Raw genomic sequence first — 3,360 nt, 5'->3', positions numbered from 1 at the left:
AATACACCGATTTCGCCCTTCTTTTTTGGCTCGGTATAGCGCCCTGTCTGAGCGAGCAAACACCATATCGCTGCTATCTCCCTCGGCAAACTCTGACAGGCCAAAAGACATGGTGATAGCAATAGGCTCTTCTTTGAAGTGGAATGGGCAGTTGGCAATCGCCTCTCTGACGTCTTCTACCACCATAAACGCTTGATTTTGCTCGGTTTCAGTCATTAATATCACAAACTCTTCACCCCCGATACGCGCGACAAAATCCGTTGCACGCAAGTGCTTTCGCAGGGTTTTGGCAATAATGTGCAGGACCTTATCGCCCGCCAGATGGCCATAGTTATCATTAATGCGCTTGAAGTGGTCAATATCACAGATCACCATGGTTAACGGGCGCTTATACCGCTGCCAACGCTCAAATTCCTGCTCTAACCGAATGTTATAAGCTTCTCTATTGGGCAGCTGTGTCAGCACATCTTTCAGGGCTTTTTGACGTTGTTCTTCGATGCGCTGCTCAGCATTCTCCGAGGCTTCTTCTATATTTTTAACTTGCGCGACCAACGCATCAAGCTTTTCTGACAAGGTCGCTTCACGCTGCTGTTCGCCGATTTGATACTGATCCATGGCGGCAACTATTTGATCAAGGCGGGAGCTGACTTCTGCTTTGAGCTGGTCTAGCTCAGTGGCCGCTGCTACGGATTGCTGCATGGCGCTAACCTGCTCACGCATAGAATCGCTAAGTTGTTTGCCCGCTTCTCGCCCAACCCCGTTTGCCTGCTCTGACTCGCCGATAAATTTATAGGCTTGCAGCAGGCGCTCATTGAGTCGGGAAAGGAAGCGTTCAAATTCTTGCTGGTTGCGATCAAAGGCGGAAATCACAACAATGCTAATATCTTCAAGGGTTGGCACCAAGTCATACCAGTTTAAGCCCTGCTCTATTTGCTGTTGTACAGCCTGGTAATTTTCTTTGGCCAGTGGTGGTGGCTCGATTTGGTCGAGCAATTCTTGCAACACCTCACAAACGGCTTGATTTAAACCGGAGAAGGAAGGCTCTTCGCCTACGGAACCCGGATCAATAATATCTCTCGGCTCATCAACATCGTCAGATAAATCTAGGCCGTCATTGTTGTTGCCTTTGGTAGCCGACACCTCTTGTTTAACAGGCTCTGCGATGATTTTTTCTGTATAACCCTCGCTGTTTTGTATGCTGGCAGTCTCAGCTTCAACGACCTTCTTATCCGCCGACCACCAATGCCAAAAGGGCTTGCTGGCTCGATGAATATTTCTTTCATTCAAGACTTCCTGCTGCACTTTGGCATATTCATTGATCAGCACAGAATATTCTTGCATCTGGTTACTGCGAGTTTTTAAATTTTTATTCAGTTGTTTAAGTTGTTGTCCGGCGTCCCTTTCCGGCTTTAGATTTTGCAGTGTGGTGACCAGTAATTGAAAGCTGTGCACGATGATCTTGGTGCGCTCGTCTTTAACAATATTGATTCGCTTAAGCTGACCTTCTAACGCATTAACCACGGTATTGAGGTCACTGCCCGATGGCATACCGTCACGAAAGAGTTCCCGCATTCCGGCCAATTGCTTGTCTAATTGCTCATCAACACCCTCGACGATCATGCTCATACGCACAACGGCTTTTACCAATAGGGAGGTCATGGCCTGCTGCTGACGATCGCGCTTTCTCTGCTTATCAAGCGTATCGAGATACTTGTCTTTCCAGTCGCTCTGATCGTCGGGGGAGGTTTTGCTATTCATACCTGTTAGTCCAGCTTTTTAAAAGGTAGGCCTCATTATAGACCTAAAAATAAGATAGACCTTAAAAAGGGCATAGGCACGAAATTATGGGCATAAACATTGAGGGAGCAATCAGGCACAGCACAACCCGCCTGATGAAACTGAGAAAACACTTTATTTGACTAGCAGAGCGCGTTCTTTTTCGATTAAGAAATCAACTACTTTAAGCATCTCTGCCTGGCCACCGGCCAAACGAGCAGAAACCCGGTATTTACCATTGACTACGACTTCAGGCGTGCCGGTGATTTTATAACTGCGGGCACGAGCATCGGCCTGTTTGACCATGCTGTTAACACTAAAAGACTTAAAGGCTTTACGAAACGCTTGACGATCAACACCGTAGTCAGCAAAGAAGTCTTCTATCTCGCCAACAGTCGCCAAACGCTTACGCTCGACATTCATGGCAGTGAAAATGGGGTCGTGTAATTTATCCATCACATCCAAGATCTCGGCGGTATAAAACATCGCCGCATGGGTTTTCATGGTGCCGTTCCACATAGCCGGCGACTGCCAAAAGTCGACATAGTCAGGCTTGCGCTTTTTCCACTGTTTAATCAGTGGCTCAAAGCTGTAACAGTGACTACAGCCGTACCAAAACACTTCAACCACTTCGACTTTGCTGCTGTCACGGGTGCGAACGGGCTGGTCTAGTACTATATAGTTTTTACCGGGAACAGGCTCTTGGGCGCTAGCGAAAGCGGATGTCATTATCAATGCCAGTACGGCGAGGATAACGGGTGCTTTAATAAAACGATTCATGCGCTGACTCCGATTATTTGCTATCTATTAAGTATAAAGGATTAGTACAAGCCAGAAATATAGTTTGCTACCGCATCAATTTCGCTGTCGCTCATACGGTAAGCCACATCTCGCATAATTTTAGTCTCGCCATCATTTGAACGGCCGGCCAAGCCATCTGCCGCTGCCCGGAAGGCTTTAAGTTGAGCCGCTATGTAATCAGCGTGCTGGCCACCTAGCGCGGGGTATCCAGCGGGAGCATTACCCTTGCCGGTTGGCGAGTGACAGGCGGTACACGCCGCTACGCCCTTGCTGCGAATGCCGGCACGGTAAATTTCTTCACCTTTGGCAGCGTTAGCCGCTTTGGCCTGTCCGCCTGAGCTAGGCTGGCTGGCATAGTAAGCCGCGATATCTGCCAAATCAGCATCATTAAAATTATCTAGTAGACCAGTCATAGTTGGAATTGCGCGACCATTACATTTTTGAGCTTTTTGTTCTGCCGCAGAAAGCGCGCCACACTGAATATCTTTTAACTGTTTCACTAAGTAGCGCTCGTTCTGTCCAGCCAACTTAGGAAAGTTAGGCACTAAGCTATTGCCACCCTCGCCATGACAGGCCACACAGGTTGCCACCTTATTTTTGCCAGCAGCGGCATCGCCACCTGCCTGCGCAAAACCGGCAACACTTGCAATCACTAAAAAGCTTACGAATAATTTTTTCATAGTTGTTCCAACAATAGATCTTTATCTGGAGCGGCCACCTTACAGCACCGCTCAAGCTCAATTACTTTTACTTGGGCTGGGCCATATATTCAATCAATGCCTT

3 protein-coding genes are annotated in these 3,360 nt (G+C 47.8%); all 3 read right to left on the bottom strand.

Translation table 11 applies throughout. The annotated features are described in order from the left end of the window. The coding region (locus tag AACP44_RS08825; RefSeq protein WP_339340162.1) for a diguanylate cyclase at positions 1-1,758 on the bottom strand (1,758 nt) is incomplete at its 3' end. Between the two features lie 153 nt (positions 1,759-1,911). Beyond that, positions 1,912-2,556 (bottom strand): thiol:disulfide interchange protein DsbA/DsbL, encoded by a 645-nt coding sequence (locus tag AACP44_RS08820; RefSeq protein ID WP_339340161.1) that lies wholly within the window; start codon positions 2,554-2,556, stop codon positions 1,912-1,914. 41 nt (positions 2,557-2,597) lie between these two features. After that, a complete protein-coding gene (locus AACP44_RS08815) occupies positions 2,598-3,257 on the bottom strand; it encodes a cytochrome c4 (RefSeq protein ID WP_339340160.1) in 660 nt (219 codons plus the stop codon). Positions 3,258-3,360: the final 103 nt, after the last annotated feature.

This window comes from uncultured Oceanicoccus sp. (genome assembly GCF_963968385.1).
Taxonomy (GTDB): domain Bacteria; phylum Pseudomonadota; class Gammaproteobacteria; order Pseudomonadales; family Dasaniaceae; genus Oceanicoccus.
The sequence above is the reverse complement of the archived record's forward strand: the minus strand, read 5'-3'. Positions and strand labels throughout refer to the sequence as shown.

Coding starts and splice junctions, on each gene's coding strand:
- AACP44_RS08820 (WP_339340161.1), bottom strand. CDS start 2,556: ATGAATCGTTTTATTAAAGCACCCGTTATCCTCGCCGTACTGGCATTG.
- AACP44_RS08815 (WP_339340160.1), bottom strand. CDS start 3,257: ATGAAAAAATTATTCGTAAGCTTTTTAGTGATTGCAAGTGTTGCCGGT.